Below are 16,919 nucleotides of genomic sequence, written 5' to 3'. Positions count from 1 at the left end.
CACTTTACACCGGGTAAGAAAAAGGAAGCCGCTGGCTTCCTTTTTTAATGCGTCTTTATTGCTGATAAAAGCGACGATACCAATCAACAAAGTTCTGCACGCCCTGCTCAACCCTGGTTTGCGGACGGAACTGAATCGCATCATATAATGGCTGAGTATCCGCACTGGTATTGAGCACATCTCCCGGCTGCATCGGCAGCATATTTTTCTTCGCTTCAATGCCCAACGCTTTTTCCAGTGACTCGATATAGGTCATCAGGCTGGTCGGCTGGCTGTTGCCGATATTGTAAACCCGGTATGGCGCAGAACTGGTGGCCGGCGATCCCGCTTCCACGGTCCAGTTTTCATCAGCCTGCGGAATCACATCCTGCATACGCACGATAGCTTCTGCAATATCATCAATGTAAGTAAAATCTCGGGTCATTTGCCCACGGTTATAGACGTCAATTTGCTCACCGGCCAGCATTGCGCGGGTGAATTTGAATAACGCCATATCCGGACGTCCCCACGGACCGTAAACAGTAAAGAAGCGCAGACCGGTGGTGGGCAACTGGTACAAATGGGAATAAGTATGCGACATCAATTCGTTGGCTTTTTTGGTGGCCGCATACAGAGAAATAGGATGATCAACAGAGTCATCCGTTGAGAAAGGCATTTTTCGGTTTAGCCCATATACTGAGCTGGATGACGCATACAACAGGTGGCCAACTTTATGATGGCGGCACCCTTCGAGAATATTGAGGTGGCCAATGAGATTGGCATCGGCGTAAGCGTGTGGGTTATCAATTGAATAACGAACGCCCGCTTGCGCACCCAGATGGATCACGCGATCAAATGCATGATCTTCGAATAATGAAGAAATGGCCTGGCGATCTGCCAGGTCCATTTTCAGGAAAATAAACTCGGGATGCTGGAGGATCTGGTCTAAGCGCGCTTGTTTCAGGCTGACATCGTAATAGTCATTTAGGTTATCGATACCGACGACCTGGTGACCGGCGGCCAGCAAAAGCTGACTCACGTGAAATCCAATAAAACCTGCCGCACCGGTAACCAAAAACTTCATACATCCCTCATTTATTACACAATTTGAATTGATGCTCCGCGGCCGATAGCGTAATACGTAAAGCCGCGTTTGCTGATACGCTCCGGATCATACAGGTTACGACCATCAAAAATCACGGGTTGTTTTAACGCGGTTTTGATAACGTCAAAATCTGGCGCACGGAAGTTCTGCCATTCAGTACAAATCACCAGGCCATCAGCACCTTGCAACGCCGCTTCTTTGGTACCGGTCAGCTTCAGGTCGTCGCGGTGGCCATAAATACGCTGCGCTTCTTCCATTGCTTCCGGGTCAAATGCCTGAATGGTCGCACCCGCTTCCCATAGCGTTTCCATCAGCACACGGCTGGAGGCTTCACGCATATCGTCGGTGTTAGGTTTGAACGCAAGGCCCCAGAGAGCAAAGGTTTTGCCACGCAGATCGTCGCCAAAATGACGCTTGATGAAGCTCGGCAATTTGTTCTTCTGTGAATCATTCACATCTTCTACCGCCTGCAACAGACGCGGTGTGTAACCAATCGACTCAGCAGTACGAATCAGCGCCTGCACGTCTTTCGGGAAGCACGAACCACCGTAGCCACAGCCAGGGTAGATGAAGTGATAACCAATGCGAGAATCTGAACCAATCCCCTGACGGACTTTCTCAACGTCGGCTCCCAGACGTTCTGCCAGATTAGAGATTTCGTTCATGAAGCTGATTTTGGTCGCCAGCATGCAGTTCGCTGCGTACTTGGTCAGCTCTGCACTGCGGATATCCATCAGAATCATGCGATCGTGATTGCGGTTGAATGGCTCATAAAGCTCACGCAACAACTCAACCACGTCGTCGTTATCAGTGCCCACCACGATGCGCTCAGGACGCATGCAGTCGTTTACTGCAGCCCCTTCCTTGAGGAATTCAGGGTTAGAAACCACATCAAACGGGATGTTCACATCACGTTTTTGCAGCGTCTCGGCCATTACTGCACGCACACGATCAGCCGTTCCGACAGGGACGGTAGATTTATCGATCACCACTTTATGATCGTTCATGTGCGCTGCAATTGTCCGCGCAACCGCAGTCACATATTTCAGATCGGCAGAACCGTCTTCATCCGGCGGCGTACCCACAGCAATAAATTGCATGACACCGTGGTTAACACCCTCTTCTGCATTGGTGCTGAACTTCAGGCGACCCGCTTCATAGTTAGACATCACCAGCGGCGTCAAACCCGGTTCGAAAATCGGAATATGGCCTTTTTTCAGGTTTTCGACTTTCTTTTCATCGACATCAATACAGAGAACGTCATGTCCGACTTCGGCTAACACCGCAGCCTGAACCAGACCGACATAGCCGATACCAAATACAGTGACTTTCATTGAATTATCCTGTGTTTAATGAATTACTTTTTGTTGCCTACAGCGCCTTCCAGCCATTGAGTAAAGTCTTTACCCAGTACTGGATGACGAACGCCATACTCAACGAAAGCCTGCATATAACCCAGTTTGTTACCGCAGTCATGGCTTACACCGGTCAGGTGATAGGCTTCAACGGTCTCTTTTTCCATCAGCATGGCGATGGAGTCAGTCAGCTGAACTTCGCCGCCAGCACCTGGAGGGGTTTTCGCCAGCAGTGGCCAGATATCAGCAGACAGCACGTAACGACCCACAACTGCGAGGTTAGAAGGCGCTTCAGAAGCTTTAGGCTTTTCAACCACACCCACCATTGGCGCGCTCTGGCCTGGCGCCAGGTCAGCACCTTTGCAGTCAACGACACCGTAAGCGGTCACATCAGCAACCGGCTCTACCATGATCTGGCTGCGGCCGCTTTCTTCGTAACGCGCCAGCATTTCTGCCAGGTTGTCTTTGGTTGGGTCAGATTCGTACTCATCGATGATCACATCTGGCAGAATCACGGCAACCGGCTCATCACCGACCAGCGGATGTGCGCACATCACTGCGTGGCCAAGGCCTTTCGCAATACCCTGACGCACCTGCATGATGGTCACGTGTGGAGGACAGATAGACTGGATTTCATCCAACAACTGACGCTTAACGCGTTTTTCCAGCATGGATTCCAGCTCAAAACTGGTATCAAAATGGTTTTCGATGGCGTTTTTAGAAGAGTGCGTAACCAACACGATTTCGTTAATGCCCGCAGCAATACACTCATTCACGACATATTGGATCAGCGGCTTATCGACCAGCGGTAACATCTCTTTTGGAATAGCTTTAGTAGCAGGCAGCATACGCGTACCCAGACCTGCAACCGGGATTACCGCTTTTTTTACTTTAGACTTATAGGCAGACATCTAAATACCTCTCTTAATAGGCCGTTCAAGTTAATACTTGATATGTCGGTTTAAAAACGAAATGAGTATATCAGTTACTATCAGACGGATTTATCCTGGATGGAGCTAATCCGCGGAATTTAAGACTATTACCCAAGTGTAAAGCTTACCCCTGGCCCTGTCTCCAGCCCGCAAAAAATATAAATCCAATCGCTTATTCTTCAGCCGATAACATCAGCCGTAGCCTGCCACCCGCGCCCCACACATGGCACTGCCAGGCATCAGCGCGTTGACTAATCTGATTGAGGTGCGTACTGCCCATAGTACCAAGCGGCACGCCATTACTGAGTTGAATCTGATGGGTGTTAATGTGCAATGTGGCGTTGAGGCCAGCGGAGACCAGAATCAGGTTTTTCAACTGACGGTGGTAGTACCCCACCAGCAAGGGGAACTGGCCACTGAGATTGGCCTGGCGTAACAGCATATTGACCTGGCGCAGCAGGCCGTTTAACTCCGGCAAGCGCTGCTTCTGTCCGGAAAGTTGTTCCTGTAACAGACCATTAAACAGCGCGCGCAACAGTAAGGCGGCCAACACGCCATTATCGCCTGCTCGGGTCACATCAAGACAGTAAAAGGCCAGATCCTTGTCGGACAACGCGGCAATATCCAGCACCAGCCCTGGCTGTTCGGCCATGGTCAGTTGGCGATAGTTAATGCGGCAATTGGCGATGGTTTGCTGAACCGGAGGTTGCAACTGCTTCAGTAACTTAGACGCAGCTAAAGGATCGCGAACCAGTGCATCCCAATCCTGAAACAGCTGTTCATCTTCCTCAACTTTGGAAGTGAACATCGAAGGATAAAGGCACTCATAAACAGCTTCACGAAAACGTTCGAGGTTTCTGAGCGGCTTAAGCAGAACATCCTGAACCCCAAGGCGCAGGACATGCGCAATATCAGCCATGTTCTGCGTGGCGGAGATGATCAAGATTGGCACGCTATTACCGCGGCTGCGGATACGTTCGACGAACTGAAGCCCCCCCATGCGCGGCATCTCCAGATCGCAAATCACCAGATCCACGGCTTGAGCCGACAGCAAGGTTAAGCCATCGAGGCCATCTCCCGCTTCCAGCGTGCTGGCTCCCAGCCCCACCAACATAGTGTCTAACATCGAACGGAAAACGACCTCATCTTCGACAATGAGTATCTTTTTGCCGATTAGTGGTTTTTCCATTCTCTCCCCCTGCGTACCAGATATTTCAATAGTGGTTCATAAAACGCAGTTGCGCCTTTCAGAATTGACTGAAGTCGCACTGCCTGAGAATGAACAACCTGATTATCTGCCTCGGACCAGCGGTAATAGTTCATCCATTTTTTTCTCGACGGCGGCTTTACCTGCCGCAATGGCTTCTTCTGCACGATGAAAATCCAGTGTGGATATCTGCGGACAAAACGGTTGAATCAGCACATCCGGTGGATCGCCCGCCATACGATTACGTTTAAGGCGGTTTTCCAGAATCTGGATGGATGTGGACATGATCTCCATGGCGCCCGGCGTTTGATTGGCCCGGCGGTGCGTCAGACCCAGTATGCGCTGGCGCAATTTTTTGCCCCAGCTTAAAGCCTCAGCCGCAGCCTCTTCTTCGCCGCTCTGAGGTGTCACCGATAATAAATCCTGCTGCATTAAATGCGCGTCATGCTGTAAATCCACCGCGATGACAATGTCGGCGCCAAGGGCTCGTGTCAGAGATATCGGCACCGGATTGACCACGGCACCATCCACCAGCCAGTAACCATTGTAGCCAACAGGTGGTAATAAGCCTGGCATACTACAGGACGCACGTACTGCCTGATGCAAATCGCCTTCGGTTAACCACAACTCACGGCCGGTACTTAAATTCGAGGCCACCACGCCAAAGGGTTTATTGCACCCCTCAATCAATTCATCGGGGATCAACTGACGGATGTGGCTGAACACGCGGTCACCGCGCAGCAAACCACCACGCTGCCACGACAGATCCATCAGACGGATTACATCCCAGTAGCGGAATGCGCTGACCCACTTTTCCATCACTCCCAGCCGATTATTGACGTACGCCGATCCCACCAGCGCGCCGACAGAGCAGCCTGCAACCACATCTATTTCAATGCCGGCACGTTCCAGCGCATTAATCACACCAATGTGCGCCCAACCTTTGGCGGCACCTGAACCCAGGGCCAGCCCGATCCTCACCTTTCTCATCGCACCTCGTGATTAGTCTGGTACGTAGCATCCCGCTCAGCAGTCGGCTACCATAGCGCACACTTTAATTAACTTTAATCACTCACAGGAGATGACGTGTCTGAAAAGTGCCCCTGCTGCAGCGGAAAGCAGTATAGCTTATGTTGCCAGCCCTTTCTGAGCGGTCAGGCATTCCCTGCCAGCGCTGAACAATTAATGCGTTCACGCTACACCGCTTATGTTGAAAAGAACGCGGGTTATCTGGCTGCGACCTGGCACTCCAGTAAGCGTGTGGCCGACCTTGAGACGTTATTATCTGAAAGTTTTTCCGGCACTGAGTGGCTGGGCTTGAATGTAACCCGTTGTAATCATGGAAGCCACGAGAATGAAGCCTTTGTGACCTTTTTTGCGCGTTACCGCGAAAAAGAGCGCACTTCGGCCATCTATGAATGTTCACGCTTTCTCTGTGAGGATCAACGCTGGTACTATATCGACGGAACGGTGCCCGAGCTGGGGCGCAACGATCGCTGTCCTTGTGGCTCCGATAAAAAATACAAAAAATGTTGTGGTTAATCTGGACAGATGCACAACGGCTTTACCATTCATCGCTTTGACAGGACTCTGATCGAGATGCAAGCGCAAAACACGCAACGAAAAGTTTTACGGACCATTTGCCCTGATGCGAAAGGTCTGATCGCCAAGATCACCAACATATGCTACAAGCATGAACTCAACATTGTGCAAAACAATGAGTTTGTCGATCACCGTACCGGGCGCTTTTTCATGCGCACAGAGCTGGAAGGGATTTTCAACGACAATACCCTGCTGGCGGATCTCGACAGCGCGTTACCGGTAGGTTCGGTGCGGGAACTGCAGAGCGCTGGCCGTCGTCGTGTGGTGATTCTGGTGACCAAAGAGGCGCATTGCCTGGGCGATCTGCTGATGAAATGCGCGTTTGGTGGTCTCGATATGGAGATTGCCGCCGTCATTGGTAACCATGAAACGCTGCGCTCGCTGGTTGAACGTTTCGATATTCCGTTTGTTCTGGTCAGCCACGAAGGCCTGACGCGTGAAGAGCATGACAACCGCATGGGCGATGAAATTGATCGCTACCAGCCGGATTACGTGGTGCTGGCCAAATATATGCGCGTGCTGACGCCTGCTTTTGTGCAGCGTTACCCGAATCAGATCATCAATATTCACCACTCGTTCCTGCCTGCCTTCATCGGCGCGCGTCCTTACCATCAGGCTTACGAGCGTGGTGTGAAAATTATCGGTGCTACCGCGCACTACGTGAATGATAACCTCGATGAAGGTCCGATCATCATGCAGGACGTGATAAACGTCGATCACAGCTACACCGCAGAAGAGATGATGCGTGCCGGTCGTGATGTCGAGAAGAATGTCCTGAGCCGCGCGCTGTATAAAGTGCTGGGTCAGCGCGTGTTCGTTTACGGTAACCGCACCATCATTCTGTAAGCGTCCTGGCGCTGAATTGTGCAACTCTTCAGCGCCACGGATGAAAAGTGGGCAAACGATTCATATTTTTGTTTTCAGCGCTTTACAGTCAGAACGCATTTGGTATCATGCGCCCCGCTTTCAGGCACATTATTCAGGCCAGTGGCGGGATTCCCGAGCGGCCAAAGGGAGCAGACTGTAAATCTGCCGTCATCGACTTCGAAGGTTCGAATCCTTCTCCCGCCACCATCTGAATAATCTCCTCGCCTGAATCTTCAAGAGCTTTATATCCCTGGCGGGATTCCCGAGCGGCCAAAGGGAGCAGACTGTAAATCTGCCGTCATCGACTTCGAAGGTTCGAATCCTTCTCCCGCCACCATCGCTTTTCCTATTGATTACATCGTTATTTCTTCCCGATTCAATCCATGACATTCTAACGAAAACTCGTTACCATCCCGGCATACTTTTGCGGATAAGAATGGCAGCGAAATGAAATTCATCTCTTTCAACATCAATGGCTTGCGCGCACGCCCTCATCAACTTGAAGCCCTCGTCGAACAGCATCAGCCAGACGTCATCGGCCTGCAGGAAACCAAAGTTCACGATGACATGTTCCCGCTCGAAGACGTCAGCAAGTTGGGTTACAACGTGTTTTATCATGGTCAAAAAGGCCACTACGGCGTCGCGCTGCTGACCAAAGCGCAGCCTGTTTCGGTACGTCGTGGTTTTCCCGGTGATGATGAAGATTCACAACGCCGCCTAATCATGGCGGAAATCCCCAGCCCGATTGGCGACATCACCGTGATTAACGGTTACTTCCCGCAGGGTGAAAGCCGTGACCATCCAACTAAATTCCCGGCGAAAGAGAAGTTCTACCGTGATTTACAGGATTATCTGGAACAGCAGTTGGCGATTGATAAGCCGGTGCTGATCATGGGTGACATGAATATCAGCAGTACCGATCTTGATATCGGCATTGGCGAAGATAACCGCAAGCGCTGGCTGCGCACCGGTAAATGCTCATTCCTGCCAGAAGAGCGTGAGTGGATGGATCGCCTGTTGCATTGGGGGCTGGTCGATACCTGGCGCGCGAAATACCCGGAAACGGCTGACCGTTTCTCCTGGTTCGACTACCGTTCAAAAGGTTTTGATGATAACCGTGGTCTGCGTATCGACCTGTTGCTGGCCAGTCAACCGCTGGCAGCGCGTTGCATTGAAAGTGGCATTGATTACGAGATCCGCAGTATGGAAAAACCATCGGATCATGCACCTGTCTGGTCGACGTTCAATCTGGAAAAATAAGTAAACTGCGTGGCGTGAGAACGCCACGCACCTTTACTTGATGATTTTCCAGATAAGCGGGTTAGTGCCCATCACTTTCTCATCACGCCCACACTGCAGCAGCACGCCTTCCGCTTTCACTACTGCCCCTTCAGAGTAACTGCGATTCTCATAAGTGCAGCACTGCAGACAGTTGCTCTGCTGATTATTCTGTCCCTGTGTCCAGACTTCCGGTGGCATATCCACCACCACATCCGTATTGCCCGTGCGACTGTTTTCCGGCTGGCGGTTCGCCAGCGCCGAATTCATGCACAACAGCAGCCCGCTAAGCGCTAATAGGATATAACGCATCACTCTGTCTCCTTGGTTTTACGCCGGGTCGATTTCGGTTTTGCTTTACGTTTAGCGGCCGGTGCGGCAATGCCTCTAAATGATTGCAACGAGGGTCGCTGACGCGCTTCGCCAATTAACCCGATCAGCGTGGCAACCAGCGGCTGCATAAACTCATCGTAGCGGCAGGCCTTTTCACTGATGCGTGTTAATGTCGATTCCCATTGAGCCGTCATATCTGGTCGGGCCGCCATTTCTGGTAACGCATGGATCAGCGCCCTGCCCGCGTCCGTAGAATGAATATAGCGGCCTTTCTTCACGAGGAATGTCCGGCGGAACAATAATTCAATAATGCCGGCTCGCGTCGCTTCCGTCCCTAAACCATCGGTCGCACGCAGCACTTTCTTTAGTTCTTTATCCTGAACAAAGCGCGCGATGCCGGTCATGGCGGATAACAGGGTGGCATCGGTAAACGGGCGCGGCGGCTGCGTCTGCTTGGCATGCACCTCACCGCGCTCACACAGCAGCTCATCGCCCTTTGCCACCACCGGTAAAGGCGTGCCATCGTTCTCTTCATCGCGTTCTTTACTGCCGAGTAAGGCACGCCAGCCCGCTTCTGCCAGAAAACGCGCTTTGGCAACAAACTTACCCCCGCCAATCTCGAGATCGATAACACATTTGCGAAACACCGCGTCTGGGCAAAATTGCATCAGATACTGACGTGCCACCAGGCCGTAAATATTGGCTTCATTCTCCGTGAGGTTCACTTTACTGGCGCGGGCGGTAGGGATGATCGCGTGGTGCGCATCCACCTTTTTATCATCCCAGCAGCGGTTCTTCTGATCAGGGTTAAAATCCGTAGGCGGTGTCAGATTGGGTTGGTGCGCCTGTATCGCATTCAGCACCGCATGCCGTCCGGCAAAATGTTCATCCGGCAAATAACGGCTGTCTGAACGCGGATAGGTAATCAACTTATGGGTTTCATACAGACGCTGGCAGCAGTCCAGTACGTTTTGCGCACTCAGACCGAAACGCTTTGCCGCCTCGATCTGCAGGCTGGAGAGCGAAAACGGCAATGGTGCGGTATCAGATTCCCGTTTGTCGTTATAGCCTGTCACTATCGCCGGCTTACCGTTGATGCGCTCTAAGACATGATCGGCCAGCGAACGGTGTAACAGGCGACCTTCCTCATCCTGCCAGGGTTCGCAGGCGTCGCTGGGTATCCAGCTGGCAACAAAACGCTCATCCTTCGGCGTCACAATGTGCGCTTTCACTTCGAAGTAATCTTTAGGAATGAAGTTTTCGATCTCTTCATCGCGACGCACCACCAGACCGAGCACCGGCGTTTGTACGCGTCCGACCGACAGCACACCATCATAACCGGCATTGCGGCCTAACAGCGTCCAGGCACGGGTCATATTGATGCCGTAGAGCCAATCTGCGCGGGCGCGGGCCAATGCGGAGACGCATAGCGGGATAAACTCGCGATTCTCACGTAAACGGCTGACTGCTCGCTCCACGGCGGAGGGGTTGAGATCGTTAATGAGACAGCGCTGCACTTTCTGCCGCTTTTCCGGCGCGAGTTGCAGGTAGTCCAGCACTTCATCCACCAACAGCTGACCTTCTCGATCCGGGTCACCGGCGTGTACCACTTCACTCGCCTGTTGCAGCAAACCCTCAATCACTTTGAGTTGCTTAGCCACCGACGGACGTGGCTGTAAACGCCACTTTTCCGGAATGATCGGCAGGTCGGCAAGATTCCAGCGCGCATAGCGGCTGTCATAGCTGTCCGGCTGCGCCTGTTCCAGCAAATGCCCGACACACCAGGTGACCATCTGATCGTTGCCACAGGCAATAAAACCGTCACCGCGTCGATGCGGTTTCGGCAGTACATCAGCAATGGCACGCGCCAGGCTGGGTTTTTCAGCAATAAACAAACGCATGTCTGGCGTCGTTCCTTCTACGTCAATTCACGACGGTAATTAATGGACAGGAAGGATCGGCAGCGAAGAGTTCACCCACCGCCGTCGCCTGCACGCCGGCCAATATTGCGCAGCGCTGGAAGGCTTCGACCTCGCTGGGTTGCACCGCCACCAGTAAACCACCCGAGGTTTGCGGATCGCACAGTAACGCGCGAGTTGCATCGTCCATCGCGGAAATCAGGGCGCCATAGCTGGCAAAATTGCGCTGAGTGCCGCCGGGCACGGCACCTTTGGCGATATACTCATCGACACCCGGTAAGCGCGGAACCTGTTTGGCGTGGATTTCCGCACGCAAACCTGATCCCTGGCAAATCTCACTCAGATGTCCCAGCAAGCCAAAACCGGTGACATCGGTCATGGCGCTGACGCCATCCAGTTTGGCGAACTCGGCACCGGCTTTATTCAACTGACACATCACCTCCGCCGCTAATGACTGGTGTTCTGGCAGCAGAAGGCCTTTTTTCTCGGCGGTGGTCAGGATGCCGATCCCCAATGGCTTGGTGAGAAACAGCTGGCTCCCCACCTGCGCAGCGCTGTTCTTTTTCACCCGCGCCACATCAACAATTCCCGTGACGGCCAGGCCAAAAATCGGCTCCGGCGCATCGATCGAATGCCCACCCGCCAGCGCAATGCCAGCAGCCTGACAGGCCGCACGACCGCCTTCAATGACCTGCTGAGCCACTTCCGGGCTCAGCACGTTGACCGGCCAACCCAGGATGGCAATCGCCATAATCGGTTTGCCGCCCATGGCATAAATATCACTGATAGCGTTGGTGGCGGCGATACGGCCAAAGGTATGGGGATCATCAACAATCGGCATGAAGAAGTCGGTGGTGCTGACTACCGCTGTGCCGTTGCCAAGATCGTATACGGCAGCATCGTCACGTGTTTCGTTGCCCACCAGCAACTGGGGGTCATGAAAAGGGGTCAGCTCACTATGAAGAATGGTTTCCAGTACCTGCGGCGAAATTTTGCAGCCGCAGCCAGCTCCATGGCTGTATTGCGTCAGACGAAGAGGTTCACTCATGGCGGGTTCCTTATGCGCTGAACAGAAGGCTGTATGTTAGCCTGGCTGTCAACCGGTGGTAAGTGTTGCGCGGTTTAAGCTCGATCTTTCGCACACGCGGTGTGCAATCTTTGCAACACGCCTCACCCTGCCGAAGAAACCCGCCGATGTCTGTCAGAAATAACTGACAAATTGCGCGGTGTCCGGTGCGACTACTGTGGTATTCGCTTTGAGTTGCGGTGTACCGAGATACAGGAATCCGACAATCGCATCCTGCTCGCGGCAACCAAAGGCTTCGCGCACTGAAGGATGGTCGGTCCATGGACCGCTGCGCCAGATACCGTTAAAGCCCTGCGCCACCGCGGCCATTTGCATCGCCATCACGGCACAACCTGCTGAAACCAACTGTTCCCAATGCGGGACTTTGGCATGCTCTTCACAGTGCGCCACAACAGTGATAATCATCGGCGCTCGAAACGGTGCGGTGGCGGATTTTTCAATCGCCTTTTCATCGAGGTTGCTGTCACGCGCCGCTTGTTCAAGCAATTTACCAAAACGCTCACGCCCTTCATTCTCTACAATGATAAAGCGCCACGGCTGCAACGTACCATGATCCGGTGCACGTAAGCCTGCGTGCAAAATGTTCTGCAAGACTTCGCCCGCTGGTGCCGGTTCTGCCAGACGCGAAGCCGAGCGGCGGTTAATTAATAAATCCAGTGCATCCATCATTATTCTCCCGTGAATAAAAAGCGTGGGCTAATCCTGGCACAGCAAGATCTTTTGTAACAGTCTGGCGCGATTTCCTGCTGACATTTCGCACGCTGCTCTTTAGGATGAACCCGACATCGGGGCAGACCGCGTGGCGACTGCCCTGTTACGTGAATATGGAGAGTTTATGCGCACATTGTGGCGAATTATTGCTGGCCTGTTCCGCTGGAGCTGGCGGGTGTTGAATTTTATTCGGGAATTCATTCTTAATTTATTCCTCATCGTCTTAATCCTCGCCGGTGTCGGTATCTGGTTACAGCTTTCCAGCGCCAACAGCAGCGAACCGGTGCAACAGGGTGCACTCAAGGTGGATTTAAGCGGTGTATTAGTGGATAAACCTTCCGTCAGTAATCGCCTGAGTCGCATCAGCCGTGAGTTGCTGGGCGCGAGCAGCGATCGCCTGCAAGAGAATTCATTGTTCGACGTGGTGGATGCGGTTCGTCAGGCGAAAACTGACAAAAACATCACCGGGATCGTGCTTGATTTGCGTGATTTTGCTGGCGGCGATCAACCCTCATTACAATATCTGGGCAAATCGCTGCGTGAGTTCCGTGATGCGGGCAAACCGATATACGCCATTGGTGATAGCTATAGCCAGGCGCAATACTACATCGCCAGTTATGCCACCAAAATTTATCTGTCACCGCAGGGCACCGTTGATCTGCATGGCTTTGCTACCAATGGGTTGTATTACAAATCCCTGTTAGAGAAGCTCAAAGTCAATTCTCATGTGTTCCGTGTGGGCACCTACAAATCTGCCGTCGAGCCTTTCCTGCGTGACGATATGTCTCCGGAAGCACGTGATGCGGATAGTCGCTGGATCGGCCAGCTGTGGCAGAACTACCTGAACACCGTTTCCGCAAATCGCCAGATTACCCCGAATCAACTGTTCCCGGGAGCAGCCGGCGTCATCAGCGGATTGCAGGCTGTTGACGGCGATACCGCAAAATATGCGCTGGACAGTAAATTGGTTGATGTGCTGGACAGCCGTGCGGCTGCTGATCAGGAACTGGTGAAAACCTTTGGCTGGGATAAAGCCAATAACGATTATCGCAACGTCAGCATTTACGATTACACCGTAAAGCAGCCTCAGCAGGATCAGGATGGCAATATTGCGGTGATCTTCGCCAGCGGTGCGATTATGGACGGTGAGGAAACCGCCGGAAACGTGGGTGGCGATACCACCGCTTCGCAGATTCGCGATGCGCGTCTCGATCCGAAAATCAAAGCGATTGTACTGCGCGTCAACAGCCCAGGTGGCAGCGTGTCGGCATCGGAAGCGATTCGTGAAGAGTTAGCCGCAGCCCATGATGCCGGTAAACCGGTGGTGGTTTCCATGGGCGGCATGGCGGCATCCGGCGGCTATTGGATTTCAACGCCGGCAGATTACATCGTCGCTGCGCCAAGTACATTGACCGGATCGATAGGTATATTCGGGGTCATCAATACCGTTGAGAACAGCCTGAGCAGCATTGGTGTGCACACTGATGGCGTGGCCACTTCGCCACTGGCGGATGTTGCCACCACTAAAGCCCTGCCGACGGAAGTGCAACAGTTGATGCAGCTGACCATCGAAAACGGCTATCGCAACTTTGTCGGGCTGGTGGCGAAGTCACGTCACAAAACGCCTGAACAAATTAATGATATCGCCCAGGGCCACGTCTGGACCGGTAGCGATGCCAAAGCGAATGGTTTAGTCGATGCGTTGGGTGATTTTGACGATGCCGTGGCGAAAGCGGCTGAGTTGGCAAAAGTCGCCAAGCCGCAGCTTAGCTGGTATCAGGACGACCCCGGCATGATTGACCTGCTGCTAAATCAGATGAATGCCTCTGCACAAGCGATGCTGCCAGCAGCACTGAAGGTGTGGCTGCCCGCGCCGATGCTGGACGTCATGAGTGCAGTGAAAGATCAGCCTGGCCTGATGAACAATCTTAATGATCCGCAAAATCGCTACGCCTTCTGCCTGAACTGCGGCAACGTACGCTAATCTTTACAGCCCGGCCGCTGGTCGGGCTGCTTTTCGCTGTTAATCCCCTTATACTGCGCGTTTTACGGCAAGTCTGAGTTCTTCCATGCAAAAGAAAAATATCTATGTAGCCTACACGGGCGGTACCATCGGTATGCAGCGCTCCGCGCACGGCTACATTCCGGTTTCCGGCCACCTGCAGCAGCAACTGGCCAACATGCCAGAATTCCATCGGCCTGAGATGCCGAATTTCACCATCCACGAATATCAGCCTCTGATGGATTCGTCAGACATGACGCCATTGGATTGGCAATCGATTGCTGATGACATTAAACAGAATTACGACAGCTATGATGGTTTTGTCATTCTGCACGGCACCGACACCATGGCATTCACTGCCTCGGCGCTGTCATTCATGCTGGAAAACCTGGCGAAGCCGGTAATCGTAACCGGCTCGCAGATTCCACTGGCAGAATTGCGCTCAGATGGTCAGCAGAATTTACTCAATTCGTTGTACGTGGCCGCTAATTATCCGATCAATGAAGTGGCGTTGTTCTTTAACAACACGCTGTTCCGTGGCAATCGCACCACCAAAGCCCATGCCGACGGCTTCAACGCCTTCGCTTCACCGAATCTCCCTCCTTTGCTGGAAGCCGGTATTCACATTCGTAAACTCAATACGCCGCCGGCACCACAGGGCCGTGGCGAGTTGATTGTGCATCCGATTACCCCACAACCGATTGGCGTGGTTACCATTTACCCCGGGATCTCTGCCGATGTGGTGCGTAACTTCCTGCGCCAGCCGGTGAAAGCACTGATTCTGCGCTCTTATGGTGTCGGCAACGCGCCGCAAAATGCAGAATTCCTGGCTGAACTGCAGCAGGCGAGCGAACGTGGGATTGTGGTGGTGAATCTGACGCAATGCATGTCCGGAAAAGTGAATATGGGGGGCTATGCCACCGGTAATGCGCTGGAACATGCGGGGGTGATCAGCGGTTTTGACCTTACCGTTGAGGCTACATTAACAAAACTGCACTTTTTGTTGAGCCAAAACCTCACCAACCCGGAAATTCGTGCCAGAATGCAACAGAATTTACGCGGCGAACTGACCGACGACTGATACGGAGCGAGATGTAATGAAGCGGGCATTGATAATCATCGATATTCAGAACGATTTTTGCCCCGGCGGCCCAATGGCGGTGCGCGAAGGCGACCAAACGGTTGCCGTTGCCAATCGCTACGCACGCGAGTTCCGCGATCGGGGAGAATGTGTAGTGGCATTGCAAGACTGGCATCCGGCAGATCATGGCAGCTTCGCCTCCGTCTCTGGCGAACCAGTGTATACCCTGGGTGAATTGAACGGTCTGGCGCAGATTTGGTGGCCCGATCATGGAGTCGAGAACTCAGTGGGGGCGGATTTCCACCCAGAACTGGACCGCACACTGATTGATGCGGTGTTCCATAAGGGGGGCGACGCGGATGTGGACAGCTACAGTGCTTTCTTCGATAACGGCCATCGCCGCAAAACGGAGCTAGACAGTTGGCTGCGTGAACGCGACATCAGCGACCTGGTGATGCTGGGGCTCGCTACCGACTATTGCGTCAAATACAGCGTGCTGGATGCGCTGGAGCTGGGCTACAACGTTGAAGTGGTGAAAGAGGGTTGCCGCGGCGTCAACCTGAATCCTGATGATAGCGATATTGCCATCGAACAGATGCAAGCTCAGGGTGCGGTAATAATCTGAAAATGAGGGCTGGTGAAAACCAGCCCTTTTGCATTCTAGTGCAGGTTAATGCGCGTGATGTCCGGCTCGATACCAAACTCTTCCTTGAGCTGCTTTTTCGACTTCATCACCATCTCCCCTCCTTTGCCAATGGTCATATGCTGCGGGTCGTCGTTGTGACGCGCCTGCCACAGCATCACCAGCTGCAGGCAATTATCGCGCTGCTCTTGAGTCAGCGCGACACCGTCCGGCCATTTACCGATTTCCACTGCGGTGGCGAGCCGCTCGTAGACTTCCGGCGTCATCGCCGCCAGCATGGCTTCCAGTTCTTGCTTCATGCTCAGCCCTCTTGTTGCTTGCCCTGCTCATCGGTGAAGCTCAATGAGGCGGAGTTAACGCAGTAGCGCTCACCGGTAGGCTGCGGGCCATCCGGGAACACGTGGCCGAGATGCGCATCGCAATTGCCACAGCGAATTTCCACGCGGTGCATGCCGTGGGAATCATCTTCCAGATAACGAATCGCTTCGTCGCTGTAAGGCTGGTAAAAGCTCGGCCAGCCGCAGCCTGAATCATATTTAGAGTCGGAGAGGAACAGCGGTGAATTGCACACTAAACAGTGGTAGATGCCCTCCTGCTTGTTGTGCAGTAGCGCGCCACTGAAAGGAGGTTCCGTGCCGCGATGCTGTGTGACATAGCGCTGCATCTCAGAAAGCTGCGCGATTTTTGCCTCGGGTGCGGTGTCTTTAGCCATTTTGAGTTCCGGAGTGTCATTCTGTAAAAATCGACTAGTATTCTAACAAACGAACAACATCATCATGGTCTTTTTTCGTGCGAACCCGTTCGCCACGACTGCCACA

General features: G+C 53.0%; 17 protein-coding genes and 2 tRNA genes. 8 read left to right on the top strand and 11 right to left on the bottom strand.

Annotated features, from left to right (window positions below; all coding sequences use genetic code 11):
* Positions 1–55: 55 nt before the first annotated feature.
* The 5 genes from JK231_RS09615 to rssA all read right to left on the bottom strand — a co-directional run bounded on the left by JK231_RS09615 (position 56) and on the right by rssA (position 5,568).
* Entirely contained in the window at positions 56–1,063 is a 1,008-nt protein-coding gene (locus JK231_RS09615; RefSeq protein ID WP_211728432.1) for an NAD-dependent epimerase, read from the bottom strand.
* Between the two features lie 14 nt (positions 1,064–1,077).
* The gene (locus tag JK231_RS09610; RefSeq protein ID WP_034828819.1) at positions 1,078–2,418 is read right to left on the bottom strand and encodes a UDP-glucose/GDP-mannose dehydrogenase family protein; all 1,341 of its coding nucleotides are present in this window, start codon (positions 2,416–2,418) and stop codon (positions 1,078–1,080) included.
* 23 nt (positions 2,419–2,441) lie between these two features.
* The gene (gene galU, locus JK231_RS09605; RefSeq protein ID WP_034828817.1) at positions 2,442–3,350 is read right to left on the bottom strand and encodes a UTP--glucose-1-phosphate uridylyltransferase GalU; all 909 of its coding nucleotides are present in this window, start codon (positions 3,348–3,350) and stop codon (positions 2,442–2,444) included.
* 193 nt (positions 3,351–3,543) lie between these two features.
* Positions 3,544–4,560: a two-component system response regulator RssB gene (gene rssB / locus JK231_RS09600; protein WP_034828815.1), complete on the bottom strand. Its 1,017-nt coding sequence runs from the start codon at positions 4,558–4,560 to the stop codon at positions 3,544–3,546.
* Positions 4,561–4,662: 102 nt separating this feature from the next.
* Positions 4,663–5,568 carry a patatin-like phospholipase RssA gene (rssA, locus tag JK231_RS09595; RefSeq protein ID WP_211728431.1) on the bottom strand — a complete coding sequence of 302 codons (906 nt, stop codon included), beginning with the start codon at positions 5,566–5,568 and terminating at the stop codon, positions 4,663–4,665.
* Between the two features lie 96 nt (positions 5,569–5,664).
* Here rssA and JK231_RS09590 point away from each other — a divergent pair, with 96 nt between their 5' ends.
* From JK231_RS09590 to xthA, 5 genes are all read left to right on the top strand, one after another.
* A complete protein-coding gene (locus JK231_RS09590; protein WP_058959826.1) occupies positions 5,665–6,120 on the top strand; it encodes a YchJ family protein in 456 nt (151 codons plus the stop codon).
* Positions 6,121–6,177: 57 nt separating this feature from the next.
* A complete protein-coding gene (gene purU / locus JK231_RS09585; RefSeq protein ID WP_034828882.1) occupies positions 6,178–7,026 on the top strand; it encodes a formyltetrahydrofolate deformylase in 849 nt (282 codons plus the stop codon).
* A gap of 143 nt (positions 7,027–7,169) precedes the next feature.
* A tRNA-Tyr gene (locus JK231_RS09580) sits at positions 7,170–7,254 on the top strand.
* A 45-nt stretch (positions 7,255–7,299) separates the two neighbouring features.
* Positions 7,300–7,384: transfer RNA gene (locus JK231_RS09575), tRNA-Tyr, on the top strand.
* Between the two features lie 110 nt (positions 7,385–7,494).
* Positions 7,495–8,307: an exodeoxyribonuclease III gene (gene xthA, locus JK231_RS09570; RefSeq protein ID WP_097116982.1), complete on the top strand. Its 813-nt coding sequence runs from the start codon at positions 7,495–7,497 to the stop codon at positions 8,305–8,307.
* A 33-nt stretch (positions 8,308–8,340) separates the two neighbouring features.
* Here the strand turns inward: xthA and JK231_RS09565 are convergent, their stop codons facing one another.
* The 4 genes from JK231_RS09565 to JK231_RS09550 all read right to left on the bottom strand — a co-directional run bounded on the left by JK231_RS09565 (position 8,341) and on the right by JK231_RS09550 (position 12,330).
* Entirely contained in the window at positions 8,341–8,595 is a 255-nt protein-coding gene (locus JK231_RS09565; protein ID WP_236699723.1) for a YnjH family protein, read from the bottom strand.
* A gap of 41 nt (positions 8,596–8,636) precedes the next feature.
* Positions 8,637–10,559: a DNA topoisomerase III gene (locus JK231_RS09560; protein WP_097116980.1), complete on the bottom strand. Its 1,923-nt coding sequence runs from the start codon at positions 10,557–10,559 to the stop codon at positions 8,637–8,639.
* A gap of 22 nt (positions 10,560–10,581) precedes the next feature.
* Entirely contained in the window at positions 10,582–11,625 is a 1,044-nt protein-coding gene (selD, locus tag JK231_RS09555) for a selenide, water dikinase SelD (RefSeq protein WP_097116979.1), read from the bottom strand.
* Between the two features lie 153 nt (positions 11,626–11,778).
* Positions 11,779–12,330, bottom strand: coding sequence for an NAD(P)H nitroreductase (locus tag JK231_RS09550; protein WP_034828801.1), 552 nt, complete (start codon positions 12,328–12,330; stop codon positions 11,779–11,781).
* 169 nt (positions 12,331–12,499) lie between these two features.
* On the opposite strand from JK231_RS09550, the gene sppA reads away from it, so the two are divergent.
* The 3 genes from sppA (at position 12,500) to pncA (ending at position 16,083) form a co-directional block, all read left to right on the top strand.
* Positions 12,500–14,359 (top strand): signal peptide peptidase SppA, encoded by a 1,860-nt coding sequence (sppA, locus tag JK231_RS09545; RefSeq protein ID WP_211728430.1) that lies wholly within the window; start codon positions 12,500–12,502, stop codon positions 14,357–14,359.
* Between the two features lie 85 nt (positions 14,360–14,444).
* Complete coding sequence (ansA, locus tag JK231_RS09540) at positions 14,445–15,458, top strand: asparaginase (protein ID WP_034828797.1); 1,014 nt, start codon at positions 14,445–14,447, stop codon at positions 15,456–15,458.
* 16 nt (positions 15,459–15,474) lie between these two features.
* Positions 15,475–16,083, top strand: a complete 609-nt coding sequence (gene pncA, locus JK231_RS09535) for a bifunctional nicotinamidase/pyrazinamidase (RefSeq protein WP_034828795.1) — start codon at positions 15,475–15,477, stop codon at positions 16,081–16,083.
* Between the two features lie 35 nt (positions 16,084–16,118).
* Here pncA and JK231_RS09530 read toward each other — a convergent pair whose 3' ends face one another.
* The gene (locus tag JK231_RS09530; protein WP_160833623.1) at positions 16,119–16,400 is read right to left on the bottom strand and encodes a DUF1315 family protein; all 282 of its coding nucleotides are present in this window, start codon (positions 16,398–16,400) and stop codon (positions 16,119–16,121) included.
* 2 nt (positions 16,401–16,402) lie between these two features.
* Positions 16,403–16,813, bottom strand: coding sequence for a peptide-methionine (R)-S-oxide reductase MsrB (gene msrB / locus JK231_RS09525; protein WP_034828790.1), 411 nt, complete (start codon positions 16,811–16,813; stop codon positions 16,403–16,405).
* Positions 16,814–16,919 lie beyond the last annotated feature (106 nt).

Origin of the sequence: Pantoea sp. JGM49 (assembly GCF_018257655.1) — a bacterium.
GTDB classification, from domain to species: domain Bacteria; phylum Pseudomonadota; class Gammaproteobacteria; order Enterobacterales; family Enterobacteriaceae; genus Pantoea; species Pantoea communis.
Note: the sequence above shows the minus strand (reverse complement) of the source record. Positions and strands in the feature narration are given on the sequence as shown.